Source organism: Exiguobacterium abrahamii, from assembly GCF_015645365.1.
In the GTDB taxonomy this organism is placed as follows: Bacteria; Bacillota; Bacilli; order Exiguobacteriales; family Exiguobacteriaceae; genus Exiguobacterium_A; species Exiguobacterium_A abrahamii.
Genome location: NZ_JADOYC010000001.1, coordinates 595,504 through 613,857, shown reverse-complemented (window position 1 = coordinate 613,857; position 18,354 = coordinate 595,504). Strand labels below are relative to the sequence as shown.

Annotated in this window: 16 protein-coding genes; 1 reads left to right on the top strand and 15 read right to left on the bottom strand. The window is 46.9% G+C overall.

The annotated features are described in order from the left end of the window. Positions 1-11 precede the first annotated feature (11 nt). Positions 12-206 (bottom strand): 50S ribosomal protein L35, encoded by a 195-nt coding sequence (rpmI, locus tag ITJ88_RS03010; protein ID WP_023469015.1) that lies wholly within the window; start codon positions 204-206, stop codon positions 12-14. A 27-nt stretch (positions 207-233) separates the two neighbouring features. Then, positions 234-764, bottom strand: coding sequence for a translation initiation factor IF-3 (gene infC, locus ITJ88_RS03005; RefSeq protein ID WP_029342318.1), 531 nt, complete (start codon positions 762-764; stop codon positions 234-236). Positions 765-1,198: 434 nt separating this feature from the next. Between infC and ITJ88_RS03000 the strand changes: the two genes are divergently transcribed. Beyond that, positions 1,199-2,668 (top strand): catalase, encoded by a 1,470-nt coding sequence (locus tag ITJ88_RS03000; RefSeq protein ID WP_195864623.1) that lies wholly within the window; start codon positions 1,199-1,201, stop codon positions 2,666-2,668. 48 nt (positions 2,669-2,716) lie between these two features. Here the strand turns inward: ITJ88_RS03000 and ITJ88_RS02995 are convergent, their stop codons facing one another. The 13 genes from ITJ88_RS02995 to ITJ88_RS02935 all read right to left on the bottom strand — a co-directional run bounded on the left by ITJ88_RS02995 (position 2,717) and on the right by ITJ88_RS02935 (position 18,253). Then, complete coding sequence (locus ITJ88_RS02995) at positions 2,717-3,922, bottom strand: glycoside hydrolase family protein (RefSeq protein WP_195864622.1); 1,206 nt, start codon at positions 3,920-3,922, stop codon at positions 2,717-2,719. A gap of 219 nt (positions 3,923-4,141) precedes the next feature. After that, positions 4,142-6,082, bottom strand: coding sequence for a threonine--tRNA ligase (gene thrS, locus ITJ88_RS02990; RefSeq protein ID WP_087681223.1), 1,941 nt, complete (start codon positions 6,080-6,082; stop codon positions 4,142-4,144). A 311-nt stretch (positions 6,083-6,393) separates the two neighbouring features. Further along, positions 6,394-7,311, bottom strand: coding sequence for a primosomal protein DnaI (dnaI, locus tag ITJ88_RS02985; RefSeq protein WP_023469020.1), 918 nt, complete (start codon positions 7,309-7,311; stop codon positions 6,394-6,396). Between the two features lie 12 nt (positions 7,312-7,323). Beyond that, entirely contained in the window at positions 7,324-8,685 is a 1,362-nt protein-coding gene (locus ITJ88_RS02980; RefSeq protein ID WP_064299518.1) for a replication initiation and membrane attachment family protein, read from the bottom strand. 72 nt (positions 8,686-8,757) lie between these two features. Beyond that, positions 8,758-9,234 (bottom strand): transcriptional regulator NrdR, encoded by a 477-nt coding sequence (gene nrdR / locus ITJ88_RS02975; protein WP_023469022.1) that lies wholly within the window; start codon positions 9,232-9,234, stop codon positions 8,758-8,760. A gap of 13 nt (positions 9,235-9,247) precedes the next feature. Further along, positions 9,248-9,616 (bottom strand): hypothetical protein, encoded by a 369-nt coding sequence (locus tag ITJ88_RS02970; protein WP_023469023.1) that lies wholly within the window; start codon positions 9,614-9,616, stop codon positions 9,248-9,250. Positions 9,617-9,723: 107 nt separating this feature from the next. Then, positions 9,724-10,110 (bottom strand): adenosylmethionine decarboxylase, encoded by a 387-nt coding sequence (gene speD, locus ITJ88_RS02965; RefSeq protein ID WP_023469024.1) that lies wholly within the window; start codon positions 10,108-10,110, stop codon positions 9,724-9,726. 258 nt (positions 10,111-10,368) lie between these two features. Then, positions 10,369-11,412 (bottom strand): glyceraldehyde-3-phosphate dehydrogenase, encoded by a 1,044-nt coding sequence (locus tag ITJ88_RS02960; RefSeq protein ID WP_023469025.1) that lies wholly within the window; start codon positions 11,410-11,412, stop codon positions 10,369-10,371. Between the two features lie 132 nt (positions 11,413-11,544). After that, positions 11,545-12,168 (bottom strand): dephospho-CoA kinase, encoded by a 624-nt coding sequence (gene coaE, locus ITJ88_RS02955; RefSeq protein WP_370567752.1) that lies wholly within the window; start codon positions 12,166-12,168, stop codon positions 11,545-11,547. Beyond that, entirely contained in the window at positions 12,147-12,977 is an 831-nt protein-coding gene (mutM, locus tag ITJ88_RS02950; RefSeq protein WP_035396555.1) for a DNA-formamidopyrimidine glycosylase, read from the bottom strand. Before mutM ends, coaE begins: the two co-directional genes overlap by 22 nt. A gap of 16 nt (positions 12,978-12,993) precedes the next feature. Further along, positions 12,994-15,591 (bottom strand): DNA polymerase I, encoded by a 2,598-nt coding sequence (gene polA / locus ITJ88_RS02945; RefSeq protein ID WP_195864620.1) that lies wholly within the window; start codon positions 15,589-15,591, stop codon positions 12,994-12,996. A gap of 212 nt (positions 15,592-15,803) precedes the next feature. Then, positions 15,804-17,537: a two-component system histidine kinase PnpS gene (gene pnpS / locus ITJ88_RS02940; protein WP_195864619.1), complete on the bottom strand. Its 1,734-nt coding sequence runs from the start codon at positions 17,535-17,537 to the stop codon at positions 15,804-15,806. Beyond that, on the bottom strand, positions 17,534-18,253 hold the full coding sequence (locus ITJ88_RS02935; RefSeq protein WP_370567751.1) for a response regulator: 720 nt from the start codon (positions 18,251-18,253) through the stop codon (positions 17,534-17,536). Before ITJ88_RS02935 ends, pnpS begins: the two co-directional genes overlap by 4 nt. Positions 18,254-18,354 lie beyond the last annotated feature (101 nt).

Genomic DNA, 18,354 nt, shown 5'->3' with positions numbered 1-18,354 from the left:
GATTGGATAAATTACTTCGCGATCATGTGACGGATGCGTTTGAAGTCACCCGTAGATACCATGCTAGCTTTACGTAATTTACGTTTCGCTTTTGTTGATTTGTTACCGAACAAGTGGCTTGTGTAAGCACGACCACGTTTCAATTTGCCAGAAGCAGTACGTTTGAAACGTTTAGAAGCACCGCGGTGCGATTTCATTTTAGGCATGAGAGATTCCCTCCTACTTCGATTCGATTAGTCTTCTTTCTTAGGAGCAAGCACGAGGAACATGCTGCGTCCTTCCATCTTCGGTCTCTGTTCCACAACACCGAACTCACTTAAATCCGTTGCGAGGCGTTCGAGAACGCGTTTACCGATTTCCGAGTGAGTGATGGCACGACCGCGGAAACGAATGCTCGCTTTCACTTTGTTACCATTCTCCAAGAATTTCTTCGCATTACGGAATTTCGTTTGGAAGTCGTTCTCCTCGATCGTCGGGCTAAGACGAACTTCTTTCATCTGAATCACTTTCTGATTCTTCCGAGTTTCTTTGTCCTTCTTTTGCATCTCGAAACGGTATTTACCGTAGTCCATGATCTTACAAACTGGCGGCGTCGCTTGTGGAGCGACCATGACGAGGTCAAGTTCCGCTTCCTCTGCGAGACGTAGCGCTTCGTTGCGTGATTGGACACCTAGTTGAGCACCATCCGCTCCGATAAGACGAACTTCCCGGGCACGGATGCTTTCATTGATTAACAGATCTTTGCTAATGGTTAGCACCTCCATCGTGCATTGCACGAAAAATGAATGATAGAAAACGCTATAAAAAAAGCGTCGGCAGTTCTTCCCGCCCACACTCATAAGGAACGTCAAAGCATAGCAGTCGCTACACGTTGCGTATCTTCATGATGAACCAGTACGAGTCGTCATACATGGTGAGAAGCGGGATGCTTCTGCTTTGTTGTCATTTCACTTTGCTATCATAGCACTTGTTTTCCCGTGATGTCAAGCCGCTTTCTATGTTCTTACAGAACGTTGCTCACATACTTGATTATAATAGCAATCCTTTAACGGATAAGCAAGAAGTTTCTAACCTGTTTTTCACGGGTACACTCTTAACATGGAAAAAAAGATTCAGAACATTCGCAAGCAAAATTGTTTATTTAGAATGATTATTGTTTTATAATCAATTTAATCTTACATAAGGGGGAGAATAACAGATGACTGAAAAACGATTAACGACCAACCAAGGTGTACCAATCGGAGACAACCAGAATTCACGTACGGCTGGACGTCGCGGACCAACGCTATTAGAAGACTATCAATTAATTGAAAAGATGGCCCATTTCGACCGGGAACGTATACCTGAGCGTGTCGTACACGCTCGTGGATTCGGTGCTCACGGTGTCTTCACTGTCAAAAACTCAATGAAAAAGTACACGAAAGCTGCGTTTTTACAAGAAGAAGGGACAGAAGTTCCTGTTTTCGCCCGTTTCTCGACTGTTATTCACGGCACGCATTCTCCAGAGACACTCCGCGATCCACGTGGATTCTCTGTCAAGTTCTATACAGAAGAAGGAAACTGGGATTTCGTCGGGAACAACCTTCCTGTCTTCTTCATTCGTGACGCTATGAAGTTCCCGGATATGGTCCATTCACTTAAACCAGATCCACGCACGAACATTCAAGATCCTGACCGCTACTGGGACTTCATGACACTTCGTCCGGAATCGACGAACATGCTCATGCATCTCTTTACGGATGAGGGCATTCCTGCAAGCTACCGTAAAATGCGTGGTTCTTCCGTCCATTCATTCAAATGGGTGAACGCTCATGGCAATACGGTTTACGTTAAACTACGCTGGGTACCGAAAGCTGGCATTCATAATCTCTCAGCAGAAGAAGCAACGGAGATTCAAGGAAAAGACTTTAACCACGCTTCAAACGATACGTTCCAAGCGATTGAAGACGGAGATTATCCGGAATGGGATCTGTTCGTACAGGTGCTTGATCCGGCTGACGTCGATCAGTTCGATTTCGATCCGCTCGATGCAACAAAGGATTGGTTTGAAGATGTCATCCCGTTCCAACACGTCGGTACGATGACACTGAACAAAAACGTCGACAACTACTTCGCTGAAACAGAATCTGTCGGCTTCAACCCAGGTGTCTTGATTCCAGGGATGTTACCATCTGAAGATAAGTTGTTACAAGGTCGTCTGTTCTCTTACTCGGACACACAACGCTACCGTATCGGAACGAACTACCAACAACTTCCGATCAACTGTCCGTTCGCACAAGTGAACAACTACCAACGTGATGGTGCAATGCCAGTCGGTCAGCAAACGAGTCCGGTGAACTACGAACCGAACCGTTATCAAGAAGAACCAAAAGAAACACCAGAGTATACGGAAGAAAACCAACCGTTACTTGATGATAAACACGGCCGTCTCGAAATCGAGAAGACGAACAACTTCGGTCAAGCCGGCGAAGTATACCGTCGTCTGACAGAAGACGAGCAAGCAGCTCTTCTGAAGAACCTCGTCAATGATCTCGAGCAGGTTCGTCATGAGAACACGGTCTTGCTCGCAATCTGCAACTTCTACCGTGCTGATGCTTCACTCGGTCAGAAACTATCAGAAGCGCTTCAAGTCGATATCGAACCGTTCTTGCAACAAATGCGTTCATAATATGGCACAAGCACCCTCGACGCTAGTCTTGGGTGCTTTTTTTATGCCTTAGTATGGGATGAAATCGTAGCGTTCTGCCGTCTTGTACGTGAACTCATTGAGTTTTTTAAATAGGACGATTTGATCGAGTCCAACCTGCTTGACTGTATTTTGTTGCATGTAACGTTTTTGCTCTGCCGTGAACGTATTATAGATCGGAGCATAGCCATTGCTTTGGAACGGTTGCATTTGAATCGCCCGATCCGCGTCTTCAAATCGGTTGTAGCGAATCGTTCCTCCGACAACTCCTCTACCGAGAATCGTCATCGCTTTTCCATCCGCCCGGTGCACGTTTCGAATCGTATTGTAACGGACCGTTGGATTCTTCCAGTTCATCATCGAAATCGCATAATCCTTTGTTCCATCAATCGTATTTTTTTCGATCCGCACATTCGTGTGTAATCGATTTTCTGTGTATTGATGTGTGCCAATTGCCACGTTGATGTTACGGAACAAGTTATTACGAATCGTGATATCTGCATTCGGAGTTCCATCTTGTTTCGACCACTTCCAGTTGAACCCCTTCGTGATTGGGTCTGGTGTATCGAGATTAATCGATTCATTCGGACCTGTATTCGGTATCATGACGGCGTCGACGAATTTCATGTTTTCGATGACTGCCTTTTTCGTCGCATCAAGTTCCATTGCATGTGAACCCTTTTGATTCCGTACTGTGATGCCACCAATATACAAGTTTTGATTATGAGCAATGGCGAACGCTGAACCACGCGTATATCGATTCAAGTCGATTTGCGCATTCCCTTTCCCGATGATTTTAACGTTCTGTGAGCCATCATACTTTCCGACCTTTTTGTTCAAACGCAACACGGATGGAGCAACAAGATCAAATACACTGGTCGTTGAACTAATCTTCGTCGTTCCTGTCTCCGTCGTCTTCTTGATGATGACGCCATCTTCCAAGATCACCGTCGTATTGGAAGGAATACCGACACGTAGTGGAGACAGATATGTTCCTTTCGTCAAGACAAGTGTCCCGCCACCCTCTTTTTCAAGGCGCTCCAAATAAGAGCGCATCGTATAATGGTTGCGCGTCTTTGCATTATAGGTCGTATATTTACGAATCGTCGGGTCAATCGCTTCTGTTTTTGGTGTGATCCGGTACGTCTTTTTAGTCGTCGCCGCATCTGCTTCACCCGGATGAATACCGATTACAAGTGAAGAGGCGATGAACACAGCAAGAGTCGTCTGTTTCATTTTTTGCAACTTCCTTCCTATCCTTCAAAACATTCCATCCAATGAAGGTTTATTATAGCATTTATCCAATTAAAGGAAAAATAATTTTCGGTTATGTTGAATAGATTCAGCTGAATGATCTACCTTTGTCATCGGCATACCGCTTCCTTCTTTTTAGTATCACATCACAAAAAAAGTCCGCCCTACAGTAGCAGGACGAACTCTTTCATGAGGCTAGAATTATTTTGAACGGTTCGCGATTTCTTGCTCTAAATCAGCGACGAATTGTTCAAGTGATGCGTTGCTTGAGTCTTTTGAACCGTAGCGACGAATGTTGACTTCGCGCGATTCGACTTCTTTGTCACCTAAAACGAGCATGACTGGTACTTTGTTGACTTGTGCTTCACGAATCCGGTATCCGAGTTTCTCGTCACGGAAATCTGTTTCGACACGAATTCCTTTTTTCAGCAAGATCGCTTTGATTTCACGGGCATAGTCTTCATGCACTTTAGAAACCGGAATCAATTTCACCTGGACCGGTGCAAGCCATGTTGGGAACGCGCCTTTGTATTCTTCGATCAAGTATGCGACGAATCGTTCCATCGTCGAAACGACACCTCGGTGTAAGACGACCGGACGGTGATCTTGTCCGTCATTTCCTTTGTACGTCAATTCGAATCGCTCTGGTAAGAGGAAGTCGAGTTGGACTGTCGAAAGCGTCTCATCTTTACCAAGTGCTGTCCGAACTTGCACGTCAAGCTTTGGTCCGTAGAAAGCAGCTTCGCCTTCTGCTTCGAAGTATTCGAGTTCGAGCTCATCCATTGTTTCTTTCAACTCACGTTGCGCCATTTCCCAAATCGCATCGTTATCGAAGTACTTCTCTTTATCCGCTGGGTCACGGTACGAAAGACGGAATTTGTAATCCGTGATTCCGAAGTCAGCATAGACTTCTTGAATGAGGTGAACGATGGCTTTGAACTCATCTTTCATTTGGTCAGGACGGACGAACGTATGTCCATCGTTAAGGACCATATAACGAACACGCTGAAGACCAGTCAAGGCACCAGACATCTCATAACGGTGCATACCACCAAGCTCCGCGACACGAAGCGGTAAATCACGGTACGAACGCGGTTCGTTCTTGTAGACCATCATGTGGTGTGGACAGTTCATCGGACGAAGAACGAGTTCTTCATTGTCCATCTCCATTTTCGGGAACATGTCATCTTGATAGTGATCCCAGTGACCCGATGTCTTGTATAGATCGACTGAACCGAGAACCGGTGTATAGACGTGCTCATATCCAAGTTCGAGTTCTTTATCGACGATATAACGTTCGACCGTCCGACGGATCGCTGCTCCTTTTGGTAGCCACATCGGGAGTCCTTGACCGACTTCTTGAGAAGTGAAGAACAAGCCAAGTTCCTTCCCGAGTTTACGGTGATCCCGCTCTTTCGCTTCAGCAAGGAAGTGGAGATGTTGTTTCAACTGATCTTTTGTCGCCCATGCTGTACCGTAAATCCGTTGTAACATCTTGTTTTTTGAATCCCCACGCCAGTAAGCACCAGCAATGCTCATCAATTTGAAGACTTGTAGCTTCGCTGTTGCTGGAACGTGTGGTCCACGGCAGAGATCGAAGAATTCGCCTTGACGGTAAATCGTCAAATCCTGATCAGCAGGAATCGATTCGATCAATTCGACTTTCAACGGATCATTGAGTTCTTTATAGATTGCAAGTGCTTCGTCACGCGAAACGACTTCGCGTTCGATCGGCAAGTTCTCACCCGCGATTTTATTCATCATTTTCTCGATTTCTGGTAAGTCTTCTTCTGTCAGACGACGTTCCATATCGATGTCATAGTAGAAACCATTCTCGATTGTCGGTCCGATCCCAAGATGAATCGTTTCATCTGGATACAGACGTTTGATCGCTTGTGCCATCAAGTGAGCTGAAGAGTGACGAATCAAGTCGAGCCCTTCTTCTGAATCCGGCATGATCAATTCGATTGTGCCGTCCTCTTCGATTGGACGACGGTAATCGATGGCGTGCCCGTTTAGTTTGGCAGCAAATGCTTTTTTACGAAGTCCTGGGCTGATTGATGCAGCGACTTCTTCTGCTGTCGTGCCGGCTGCGAATTCCTTTACGGCGCCATCTGGAAATGTAAGTGCGATGTTTGACATGACTGTTTCCCCCTTTAACAAAATAAAAAAGACTCATCCCTAAAAAGGGACGAGTCTTAATCTCGTGGTACCACCCTCGTTCCCGGACCATATGCTGGTTCGGCTCGAACACGCGTTAACGGGCGTGAGGCGCAAACGGATTAGCCCCGTTCGTGCTATGAGGGAGTAAAGACATGAATGATGCCATGAGAAGCTTCCACCGTTCTTCTCTCGCTAGTTTGGTTCATTTCATACTTCATATCCTCAATCGTTGCATCGTCTATTGACGTGTCATTAGTATAACGAATCGGTCGCTTCCTTGACAAGGAAAATTAGTAGCGACGTCTATTTTCACCAAGGAACTCAATTGGTTGCGTCGTCGTCCGGATCCGCTCCATCAGTCGTGCGGCCTTTAATTTATCACCTTGGTCGTTCGTAATCCCGAAATGGAGCTCAAGTTCATCATACGATAAGTTTGAGCTGAACAATGTCGGGAGACGATGCATCATGCGGTATTGCAAAATGATTCCGAACAATTCATCCCGTACCCACGGACTGATCGATTCTGCACCGATATCGTCAATCAACAAGACTGGAATCGTTTGGAATCCTTCGAGGAACGTATCGAACGAGTCCGATCGGATCCGCCGTTTCGCTTCAGCAACGAATCCCGGGGCATGGACGAGAATCGTTGCAATCCGTTCTTTCTTCAGTGCATTCCCGATCGCAGCCAAGAGATACGTTTTCCCGACACCAAAGCTACCGTGCAGGTACAGTCCCTTTACATGCTCTTTTGAGCGCAAATGATTGAGGAACTGCGACGCCGCACGTAAAGCGAGCTTCCGGTCCGTCGTCGACAAGTCGAAATCGCTGAAGTTCGCATCGCGCACTTCGTCCGGCAGGAACAGACTCTTGAACTTTTTCTCAAGTGCACGTTCATCTTCTCGGTCTTTGAGCGCTTGTGACTTCTCATACGAAACTACGATTTGTCCTTTTTCGACGTGCAGGATCGGCTGATATCCTTCGATGACGGCTTTACTTTCGATCAGTCGATTCCCATCCATCTGTTCCGCGTATTCGTTCAGTTTGAGCATGCCCCGCTCGATCATCCGTTGATCAATCTCTGGATGGGTCCGTAAGAACATGACGACCCCCGGATGAGACAACACCCGTTGTTGAATCGCTCGAACCGATTCTGCGACGTCCGGTCGACTTAATATTTTTTCGATAGATGATTGGATATGTTCCATGTCCCGACTCCTTTAGTTCCCCTTCAGTTCTCGTAAGATTCGTTCCATTTCTTCATCGTCTGGAACGTCTGCTTCGAAACTCGCTTTTTTAGAGGCTTCATACTGTTGCTGTTTCGCCTTCTCTTCTTGCAACCACTTCGGATTCGGACCACCGTTCGTATTGCTTGTCCGTCCCCGACGTCCACCAACGGTCTGACGCGCGCGTTCTTGTTTTTGCTCCTGCTTCTTCGCAATCAAGTCATCCTGCTCCTGCGTCTTCGCCAGCGCCTCAGATGCTGTCACGTACCCCTTCTGTTTCCAATCATCAACAATCGATAAGAGGAAGTTCTTACTGAAGCGATTATCCTTTTTAACGACGAGCGCATAGTAGTAGGCGGCATTGACAATCCCGGATGACATTTCATAATCGATGATCAATTGCTGGATCAACTCTTCATCTCGTTCAGACAGCGCTTTGACTTTTCGCAACTTCGCGACATAATGCTTCGGATGGGTACTTTCCATCGTCTCCGTTGCTTCGACGTCTCCGACCTCGATCGTGTCGAGTGAGGCGACTTTTGCTTTTTTCTCGCGGCTGAGTTTTTGTTTCGCTGACAACATCATCTGTTTGCAACGTTCCTGTTTCTCAGCATCGGTCATCGGCAGATATGCTTCGTGACGGAAACGGGCATTCAACAGTTCCGCCATCAATGCTTCATTCGACTGCGTGACGTAAGCAAGCTTTACGAGCAGATGATCGATTGCCTTTGAATAAAACGAGCGTGGCAAAAAGCGATCGGTTTGACGTTTCATCTCTTCTAAATCAAACGAATAATCGAATTCATATACTGCTCGTTCCTGTTTCGCATAGGCCTTCGGCTGATGCGCGGAAGCAAGACCAGCTTTCACATCGAACACTTGATCAAACCGGACCGTCCGATCAACGATGTTCTTCGGAAGCGGTTCTGTCCGGAAACGATGCTGGAGGGAGCGGAACCGGATTTCACCGACACGGTAGAATAGCAGACTCGATAACACCCCGTCATTTAAGAAAGTGTTCGGCGCAAGCGGCACCCGGATTTGATAAATGTAGCGATACGCGGCTTGGCGCGCTTCGAACGTCCGGATCAACCCAATCCCTTCTAGCTTGAATAACTCTTCCTTGAACTCATCGACGGAAAAACCGAGTAGCGTTCCGAGTTCTGCATGGGAGATGTATTGGGACTTTGTTTTCCCAGGAATCATCTCGCTCCAAAACGTTTGATAGAGTCCAAGTGCTTTGACACCAATGATTGGCTGGTACAAATAATATAAAGATTGATAGGCTTCACGGTCGACGACACCATTGCTCATCACTAAGCAAAGATCGGTACCGGAAAGTTCACGTTCTACCATCTGACTCGTCCTTTCCTTAGGGAGAAAAAGAGAGGTGCGCTGACCGGACAGACGACCTCTCTTATATCACGTTCAATTTTCACGATCATTTTCTTGATGTCGCTCCATCAGCTCAGAGAGCTCTTGGAAGAAGACATTGATGTCCTTGAATTGTTTATAGACACTCGCAAAGCGGACGTATGCTACTTCATCGACGGAAGCTAATTCATTTAGCACAAGACGTCCGACCTGCTCACTTGGAATCTCATGCTGAGCTGTCGCCCGTAATGCCTTTTCGACCCGACTGACGACTGTTTCTAGCTGTTCAATCGAAATCGGTCGTTTTTCACAGGCACGCACTAGTCCCCGCAAAATTTTATCACGATTGAACTCGTCGCGCGTTCCGTCTTTCTTTACGATGATTAAAGGGGTCTGTTCGACCATTTCGAAAGTCGTAAAGCGATAGCCGCAAGACTCACATTCACGTCTTCTTCGAATCGAACCGAAATCCTGGACTGGTCTTGAGTCCAGTACTTTTGTTCCGTTAAAATTACAGGCTGGACAGCGCATGCCGTACCTCCGTTCAGGTGATTTCTTTTGTTCCAATCATTTTTAATCGGTATCCCGCATCAAGTGATGCATAGATTCGCTCAATGTGTTTTTCGAGATCAGGTCCGAGAAGACTTTCACGGTGTAAGAATAGATCGACGGCCGTACGTCCGCCCGCCACCATGATGACGGTCGCGAGTCCGTCGACTTCTTTTAATGTAAAAGCGAGTTCTCCACGTTCCGCGTCAACACGACGCACCGTTCCGCCCTCTTGCTTTAAGATATTTTCTAAACCAGCAAACAACATCTCGACTGTTGCCGCATAGTAGTGTGTGCGTAAATTTTCGTTTTTATGTGTATCGGATGTCTCTAGCTGTTTTTGCAAGCGTTCTTTCAGTCCCATGGTCATCCTCTTTTCTTTGTTTCTTCTACTATTAAGAATAACAGACGTCAGACATATTAAAAAGCCCTCGTCTGAACGACGAGGGCTTGACGAATTCGTGTGTGTTGTCAGTTGACGTGCTGGACAGTAGCCGCTGGAACTTGAACTGGTCCCATACCACGTGGAATTTCGACATTTTCACGGATTTTCGCATCGAGCTTTTCAGCAATGTAGTTCGCTGCGATGGCTGGATCGATCCGATCCCCACAAGTAAAGACATCAACCGATGCATACCCGTGCTCTGGGAAACTGTGAATCGTCAAGTGCGATTCAGAGATAATGACGACGCCACTGACGCCGTGTGGTGCAAACTTGTGGAATGCTACTTCTCGTACTTCTGCACCTGCTTGAAGTGCTGCGTCAACGAAAAGTCGTTCAACGAATTCCATGTCGTTCAATTTTTCAGGATTACAATCCCAAAGTTCTGCAATAATGTGTCTTCCCATAGTATCCATTTGTGGATCCCCCCTACATTCAATGGTCTTCAAAGTAGTTGATCACTTACTTTGCGCCTGAGTCGTTCGCACCCACGGGGGAAAGTTAGTCCAGAGAGGTCCTAACCCTTTAAGCTGCGATTGCCAGACCGATTGAAGTTCACGATTTGAATTATAGCGAGTATCAAAAAGATACACAAGGATAAATTTCAAAAATTAATACATTTCTAGAAAAAAAACGGAACAGATCCCGTCGTTACTGGGATCTGCCCGTTGTCATTAATTCAATTCGAGTTCTTTTTCAACCGTTCCCATTGCCTCTAAGTGCGCCGAAACAAGATGTACGAGGTCGACGACGCGGCAGGAGTAACCCCACTCATTATCGTACCAAGCGAGGACCTTCACCTGACGACCGCCCATGACCATCGTCGAGAGTCCATCGACGACCGTCGAACGCTCTTCTCCGTTGAAGTCGATCGAAACGAGCGGTTCCATCGTCATTCCGAGAATCCCTTCAAGCGCACCGTCCGCTGCTTTCGTGAACGCTTCGTTCACTTCAGCAACTGTCGTATCGCGACTGACTTCAACGACGAGATCGACGAGTGAGACGTTTGGTGTCGGAACACGAAGCGCGAGTCCATTCAATTTTCCTTCCAAGTGAGGCAAGACGAGAGAAATCGCCTTTGCCGCACCTGTCGATGTTGGAATGATGGATGATCCACATGCGCGGGCGCGTCGTAAATCCTTATGTGGATTGTCAATATTATTTTGATCGTTCGTAAACGCGTGAACCGTCGTCACGAGACCCGATTCGATTCCGAATGCCCGGTCGATGACTTGCACGACAGGTGCGAGACAGTTCGTCGTACACGATGCGTTCGAGACGATAGCATCCGTTTCATGATCATACATGTCGTCATTGACACCCATGACGATCGTCCGGACATCCCCTTTAGCAGGTGCCGTGATGACGACCTTTTTTGCGCCTGCTACCAAATGCTTCGCAGCACCCGTATCTGAGTTGAACTTTCCTGTCGCTTCGACGACGATATCGATGCCGAGTTCCCCCCACGGCAATAGCTCAGGATTGCGTTCACTGACGATTTGAATTTGTCTTCCGTCAACCATCAACGCCCCATCGATGATGTCGACCGGATAATTGAATTTCCCATGTACCGTGTCGTACTTGATTAAATGTGCGAGTGTTTCGACTGGATAACTTGCATTGATTGCTACGACTTCGCTTTTCCCCTCAGCGATCAGACGTCGAAAGACCATTCGACCGATTCGACCAAAACCATTGACTGCCACCTTGACTCCCATGTGCGGATCCCCCTTCAATGTGACGGATGTAGCTCCGTTTACAGATAGAACTATATCACGAAATGTAAGCGATTTCATTATGTTCTCTAAAAAAAGTGAGAGAAGATGGAAACTTCTCTCACTTCACACTTTTCACGCACCACTCTCATGCTTATCTGTGTCATATAATACTAACCATTTATCGATTTGTTGATATAACGAATCAAGACTCCCATCATTGAAGAACACATCATCCGCAAGCTCTTTTTTCTGTTCAATGCTAAGTTGCGAATGAATACGTGCATATGCTTCTTCTTCAGATAGATCATTACGTTGCATCAATCGTCTTAACTGCATGCTCTCCGGACAATACACGACCACGACACGGTCGAACAGCGTCCGCCAATCGCCTTCGAGTAACAACGGAATATCAAATACGACGAGCGCATGTCCTGAACGTTCATAGGCATCTGCTTCATCAAGCATCTGTCGTCGAATACTTGGGTGCATCAACTGATTCAGCTGTTGTCGTTTTTCGCTATCCTGAAAAATGATTTGTCCAAGTTTTGGACGAACGAGACGTCCTTCTTCGAATGCTTCCGGGAAGACCGTCTTGACTGCCTCATAGGCTCGCCCTCCTGGCTCAACGACTTCTCGCGCAACGAGATCCGCATCGATGACTGCTATTCCTTTTTGCTTCAGATAACTAGAGACCGTACTTTTACCGGTGGCGATACTGCCCGTCAGACCAACCCTCATAAGGCGACCTGTTGGCACGTTGGACAGAAGTGTGTTCCCCGTCCACCGACTTTGATTTTTTCAATGGCAGTGCCGCAACGGGGACACGGTTCGCCCTTTTGACCGTATACCGCGAGTTGAAGCTGGAACTCACCTTTTCCGGAAGGTGAGACATAACTTCGGATCGTACTTCCTCCCGCTTCCACCGCTTGTCGTAAGACGTCGACACCGGCTTGATGGATGCGTGAGATATCATCAAGCGTCAAGGCGCCAGCCTTCGTTAATGGATGGACGCGTGCCGCATGAAGGGTCTCATCGACATAGATGTTACCGAGACCAAGGAAAATCGATTGGTCGAGCAGTGCCGTTTTGATTGGACTTCTTTTTTTACGAATTAAATTCTCCGCTAACACTTCTGCTGTGAACTCCGGATCAAACGGTTCACGCTCCAGCTGTGCCAGTGGAGCAGTCTGCATCGCTGTTTCCTTATCACGCAATTCCATCGTTCCGAACTTCCGGACATCATTGTAATGCAGCTCCGAACCATCCGTGAATCGGAAGACGACATGAGTATGTTTATCCCGCTCGACCGGTTGCGGATACGGGAAGTACTTCCCTTCCATCCGCAAATGGCTGACGAGATAAAAACGATCAAAATCAAAGAGTAGGAACTTACCGCGACGTTCGACGCGTTCGATCCGTTCTTGATGTAAGGCATCTGCAAATGGTGCCACTTCCATCCCCCGAATCATTTTCGGATGGTAGACTTTGACGGAAGAGACTGTTTTTCCAGAGACCGAACGTTCTAAACTGCGGCGAACGGTCTCGACTTCAGGTAATTCAGGCACGTCTATTCCTCCTTGCTTACTTCGTTTCGTACCACGTATGTCCTGCGCCCCCATCGACGCGTAGCGGTACGGATAGTTCGACGGTCTGCTCCATCGCTTGTTTGACAAGCGCTTGTAACGCATCGAGTTCTTCGTCTGGTGCTTCAAAAATCAATTCATCGTGTACTTGTAGTAACAAACGTGCTTTCAGATCAGATGCCTGTAAGGCAGCATGCACATCAAGCATCGCTTTTTTAATGATATCCGCCGCCGAACCTTGAATCGGCGTATTGATTGCCGTACGTTCCGCAAAACCACGTAAGTTGAAGTTTTTCGAATTGATATCCGGGATGTTACGGCGCCGGTTCATCAACGTTTCGACGAATCCATTTGCTCGTGCCGTCTCAATCGCCGTATCCATGAACTGTTTGATTTGCGGGAACAGCTCGAAATAACGATCGATGAACGATTGTGCTTCCTTACGCGTGATGTTCAAGTTTTGCGACAGTCCATAATCGCTGATGCCGTAAATGATACCAAAGTTGACAGCTTTCGCCTGACGCCGCATGTTTCCTGTGACATCTTCCGGTTCGACACCAAAGACACTACTTGCCGTTTGAGTATGGATATCCTCATCATGTAAGAATGCATCGACAAGCGTCTGATCCTGCGACATATCGGCCATGACACGTAATTCGATTTGTGAATAATCGGCAGCGTACAGTGACCAGCCTGCTTCACTCGGAACGAAGGCTTTTCGAATCTTCCGTCCTTCTTCGATCCGAATCGGGATATTCTGAAGGTTCGGGTTGACCGAACTTAAACGGCCTGTCTGAGCAATCGTCTGAGCAAAACGGGTATGAATCTTTCCGTCTTCCTTAATGACTTTTTGTAAACCTTCGACATACGTCGACTGTAATTTTTGGAGCTCCCGGTATAACATGATGTGATCGATGACCGGATGCAATGGGCGTAGTTTTTCAAGAACGTCTGCGGCAGTCGAATAGCCGGTCTTTGTTTTCTTGAAGGCGGGCAGTTCGAGTTTTTCAAACAGAATCACACCGAGTTGTTTCGGTGAATTGATATTGAACGACTCACCTGCCTCTTCAAAGACCAACGTCTCAAGTTCCGTAAGACGCCCGGCAAGATCTGCTTGCATCGATTGGAGCGTCGCGACGTCGACACGAATCCCGGTCCACTCCATCTCAGCGAGGACACCTGACAATGGGCGCTCTAGTGTTTCATACAGCTCATATTGCTGATTCGCCTTCAACTCTTCCCGGACTTTCGGGAACAATAATTCGATCATCCGTGCTTTCTCTGCAAGGTAAGGATGTAATACGTCATCCGCTGGCGCTAGACGTTTGGCTCCCTTACCGAGGACTGCTTCTTCGTTCGGTGCCATCAATGCATAATGACCAGCAATTGAAGCGAGCGTCGTGCCGCCACTTAAGTTCAATAAGTAACCCGCTAATAACAGATCCTCGTATCCATTCAACGTCAAGCCATGTTTACGCAATGCGAATGCGACTTGTTTGGCATCGAGACAAATCTTCCGATGTTCCGACTCGATCCATTGGCGGAATGCCGGATCCTCGACGAGCGTTGGGGCAGCAACATAGATCTTGTCAGGCGTTGCAATCGCAAACCCGATGATGTCTTCTTCCATGTAATCCTCTCGCAGCTGTTCAGCAAGCAACACCGCATCGGTGACGTCTTCAGGAAGTGAAGTGATCGTCACGACGTTCAACTGCTCTTTATCCTCTTCTTTGACGACAGGGGCGAATCGATTCGTCAACGACTTGAAGCCAAGCGACTGGAACAACGAATACGGCACTTGGGTATCAACGTCGCGAATTTGCAAATCCTCTAGTGTCGTCTCGAGCGGGACATCGACTTTAATCGTCGCGAGTTCTTTCGATAGTCGTGCTAGCTCTTCGTTCGCGATGACTTTTTCCTTCTGCTTCCCTTTTAAGTCCTCAACGTGCTCATACAGTCCTTCGACAGAACCATATGCCGAAATCAATTTGACCGCCGTCTTTTCACCAATCCCAGGAATCCCTGGAATATTATCCGACTTATCCCCCATTAATCCCTTCAGGTCAATCATTTGAATCGGTTTGAGACCACCATATGTCTCTGCGAACAGTTCTTCCGTCATGCACTGGACGTCCGTGATCCCACGCTTCGTGATCAAGACTTCGACCTTATCCGTGACAAGTTGAAGTAAATCTTTATCACCTGTGACGATCCGCGTCCGATCCGTCGGCATCGTCCGTGCGAGCGTACCAATCAAATCATCTGCCTCATAGCGATGGAGTTCCATCATTTGAATACCGAGCGCTTCACAGATGTCCCGGACGATCGGGAATTGCTCACGTAGTTCGGACGGTGTCTTTTCCCGACTCCCTTTATACTCCTGATAGACATCATGACGGAATGTTTCACTCGAAGCATCGAAGGCAACGAGCATATGTGTCGGTTGTTCTTCCTCGAGCAACTTCAATAACATCATCGTAAAGCCATAAGCTGCGTTCGTATTTCGTCCTTGCGCATCCGTCATTGGTGGTAAGGCGAAAAACGCCCGATAGGTCAACGAGTTCCCATCAATCAATAGCAATTTATTTTCCATCATCTACGCCCCTTTAATCGATTTTCTGTTCCTATTGTATCACTCTACACACATTTGTTCGCTAAAAATGACCAAAAAAAGACGATTGACTCGCAGGGAGTCAATCGCCAAGGGCATGACGACATGGGAGCTGATCCAGTCGCCATACAGATGATGAAGAAGGTACTTTCATCATAAGATACGTCTATTAAGGAAATGTGAATCCATTGTGAAATTCAGCCATGTTTTGGTAAACGAATCGTAAATGTCGTTCCTTTCTGCTCTTCTGAAGTGACTTCGATTTCACCATGATGAAGGTCGACGATGTGTTTGACGATAGCTAGTCCGAGACCCGTCCCCCCGGAATTACGGCTTCGTGCCTTATCGACGCGATAGAAACGTTCGAAGATCCGTTGGGTTTCTTTCGGATGGATACCAATTCCGTCATCTTTGATGATGAGCTGGACAGACTCTTCTCCATCCTCGAGCTGAATCCAGACGTTGCCACCATTTGGCGTATAATTCAACGCATTCGCTACCAAGTTGACGACGACCTGTTTTAATCGATTCAAATCTGCCCGAATGAAGACTTCTTCTTCCGTTTCGATATGAATCGTCATCTCTTTTTCTGTTGCTCGTCGGTCTAGGAGTGCTGCCGTTTCCCGAACAAGACTTGTCACATCAACGATTGCGGTCTCGAGCTGATAATTATCCTGTTCCAGACGAGAGAGTTCAAGCAAGTCTTCCACTAATGTCTGCATTCGTTCCGACTCGTCATGAATGATTTGTAAAAATTGTTCACGGATTTCCGGAACCTCTTGCGCGCCATCAAGTAACGTTTCCGCAAACCCTTTGATGGACGTCAGTGGTGTTTTTAATTCATGGCTGACATTCGCGACGAAGTCTTTACGCATCTGTTCCAGCTTTTTGATTTCCGTGATGTCGTTAAAGACGACGGTCGTTCCCTGCACGCGACCGTTCTTATCGAAAATCGGAGCGGCACTGACCATGAACGTCCGACTATTGATACCGAATCGAACACTCGACTGCTTTCGATTCGGTTTTTCCGTCAGATAAACATCTTCAATCACCTGGCTCATCTTTTCGTTTGGCAATACACGATAGTACAGCTTCCCGCTAGACGGTTCATGAATATTGAACATTTCCCGATACGTCCGGTTGACGAGCAGGACGTATCCTTTTTCATCAATCAACATGAGACCGGCTCCCATGTATTCAATCAAGGATTCGAGACGTGCCCGTTGCATCGCTTCACCAGACGATGCGTTCTCGAGATTTCGCGCTAGTAGATTGATGGAGCGCCCTAAATCGCGTGATTCGTCGGGTGCCGACAACTCATAGACGCGTGACTTGTAATTTCCATGCGACAGTTCGTGCAGGACATCGGTTGCCTCCGCGATCGGTCGAAGGAATCGTTTCGTCGACCGATAAATCGTCAAGAATATAACCAATAACGACGCAACGAGAGAAAGGATGATGACCGTCCAAATCCGTGAATAAATGACGTTTAAGTCTTTTGCGTAACGAATGAAACTGACGTACACCTCGCCACCGTCCGCTGTCGGAACAGGCTTCGTGAATTGGACGACACTGTCATCTGTTTTCGATTCAAACGTCCCCTCATCAGGAATCGCTGAAAAATTGAGGGTCGCGACTTTTAGTTTCGTCACATCAACCGGTGTACCGGCAATGATCTCACCCCGACCATTGAATAAAATCATGTCGAAGTTCGATTCAGCGTACAACTGATTCACGTACTGGGCCATCTCCGAAATATCGCGTCCTTGTAAGATCGTCTCGACAAGAGAAGTCTCATCCATCAATTTTTCTTTTTCATTTTGGACATAGAACTCTTTGAAGGATTGTCCAAGTAAGAAACCGAGTGCAATCAGCACGAGACTGATGAACGAAAACATTTTGAAGATGAATCGCTTGCGATACTTACTCATTCCGGTTTCGGCTCCTCCATCTTATACCCGAGACCACGAATCGTTTTGATATAAATCGGTTTTTTCGTATTCGGCTCGATTTTTTCACGGACATGACTAATGTGCACATCCACGATTCGTGTATCGCCGACGAAATCATAGTTCCAGATTGCGGATAACAGTTGATCTCGTGTCAGGACACGTCCCTTATTTTTAGCAAGATATACGAGCAATTCGAATTCTTTAGGTGTCAGTTCAAGACGCTCTTCTGCTTTGAAAGCTTCGTAGTTATCTGGAACGATCTTGACATCACCAATCAGAATCGTCCCATCCGTCACTTCTTCCGAAGGTGTTGTCTGATGACTCATTCGTCGTAAAATTGCTTTCACACGGGCGACGACTTCACGTGGGCTAAAGGGTTTTGTCAGATAATCGTCCGCACCGAGTTCAAGACCAAGAACTTTATCGAATTCATCATCCTTTGCCGTCAGCATCAAGATCGGCGTATTGATTTTCTGTTGGCGTAGCCGTTTACATACTTCCAGACCATCGAGTTCCGGCAACATGAGATCCAGTACGATCAGTGCGGCATCTTGTTTTTCCGCTAATTTTAAGCCTGACATCCCATCATGTGCCGTTTCGACAACGAAACCAGCCTGTTCTAGATTAAACTTCAATAGTGTTGCAATCGACAATTCATCATCTACCACGATAATTTTATCTTTCAAACCTTGCATCCCCCTCAAGTTTCGTTCTTTCGAATGAGGAATTCCGTGGAATCCGCTTCGTCTGTCTTCATCTTACCGACTTTCACAGGAAAATCACAAATCTTTCTGCT

What these genes read in the sequence shown, in the direction of transcription:
- pnpS (WP_195864619.1), bottom strand. Translation starts at nt 17,537, where the DNA reads ATGAGTAAGTATCGCAAGCGATTCATCTTCAAAATGTTTTCGTTCATC.
- infC (WP_029342318.1), bottom strand. Translation starts at nt 764, where the DNA reads ATGGAGGTGCTAACCATTAGCAAAGATCTGTTAATCAATGAAAGCATC.
- rpmI (WP_023469015.1), bottom strand. Translation starts at nt 206, where the DNA reads ATGCCTAAAATGAAATCGCACCGCGGTGCTTCTAAACGTTTCAAACGT.
- speD (WP_023469024.1), bottom strand. Translation starts at nt 10,110, where the DNA reads ATGGATACTATGGGAAGACACATTATTGCAGAACTTTGGGATTGTAAT.
- ITJ88_RS03000 (WP_195864623.1), top strand. Translation starts at nt 1,199, where the DNA reads ATGACTGAAAAACGATTAACGACCAACCAAGGTGTACCAATCGGAGAC.
- thrS (WP_087681223.1), bottom strand. Translation starts at nt 6,082, where the DNA reads ATGTCAAACATCGCACTTACATTTCCAGATGGCGCCGTAAAGGAATTC.
- ITJ88_RS02995 (WP_195864622.1), bottom strand. Translation starts at nt 3,922, where the DNA reads ATGAAACAGACGACTCTTGCTGTGTTCATCGCCTCTTCACTTGTAATC.
- nrdR (WP_023469022.1), bottom strand. Translation starts at nt 9,234, where the DNA reads ATGCGCTGTCCAGCCTGTAATTTTAACGGAACAAAAGTACTGGACTCA.
- ITJ88_RS02980 (WP_064299518.1), bottom strand. Translation starts at nt 8,685, where the DNA reads ATGGTAGAACGTGAACTTTCCGGTACCGATCTTTGCTTAGTGATGAGC.
- dnaI (WP_023469020.1), bottom strand. Translation starts at nt 7,311, where the DNA reads ATGGAACATATCCAATCATCTATCGAAAAAATATTAAGTCGACCGGAC.
- ITJ88_RS02960 (WP_023469025.1), bottom strand. Translation starts at nt 11,412, where the DNA reads ATGGGAGTCAAGGTGGCAGTCAATGGTTTTGGTCGAATCGGTCGAATG.
- ITJ88_RS02970 (WP_023469023.1), bottom strand. Translation starts at nt 9,616, where the DNA reads ATGGGACTGAAAGAACGCTTGCAAAAACAGCTAGAGACATCCGATACA.
- ITJ88_RS02935 (WP_370567751.1), bottom strand. Translation starts at nt 18,253, where the DNA reads ATGCAAGGTTTGAAAGATAAAATTATCGTGGTAGATGATGAATTGTCG.
- polA (WP_195864620.1), bottom strand. Translation starts at nt 15,591, where the DNA reads ATGATGGAAAATAAATTGCTATTGATTGATGGGAACTCGTTGACCTAT.